The sequence below is a fragment of the Cupriavidus sp. SIMBA_020 genome, from assembly GCF_046535395.1.
GTDB classification, from domain to species: Bacteria; Pseudomonadota; Gammaproteobacteria; order Burkholderiales; family Burkholderiaceae; genus Cupriavidus; species Cupriavidus campinensis.
In genome coordinates this window covers 1-264 of sequence record NZ_JAWRWU010000825.1, presented here as the reverse complement: position 1 = coordinate 264, position 264 = coordinate 1, and the positions used below count along the sequence as shown (strand labels likewise).

Below are 264 nucleotides of genomic sequence, written 5' to 3'. Positions count from 1 at the left end.
GAACGGGTCCATTAGAATCGCCAGTTTAGAGCATTCACCGGCCCGCTTCGATGTCCCGCACCACGCCCGCCTCCGGCTCCGACTCCGTCCCCGCCATCGCTTCGCCGCGCTCGACCGGCGAACCGATCGCATGCGACCTCTTCTGCACCGTGATCGACAACTTCGGCGACATCGGCGTGTGCTGGCGCCTCGCGCGCCAGCTCGCGCACGAGCACGGCTGGCAGATGCGCATCTTCGTCGACGATCTGCGCACCTTCGCGCAAC

Annotated in this window: 1 protein-coding gene; it reads left to right on the top strand. The window is 66.7% G+C overall.

The window, feature by feature from the left end; translation table 11 throughout:
• Positions 1-50: 50 nt before the first annotated feature.
• Positions 51-264 (top strand): elongation factor P maturation arginine rhamnosyltransferase EarP (gene earP, locus SB751_RS31680; RefSeq protein ID WP_410749231.1); only part of this gene is annotated, 214 nt, incomplete at its 3' end.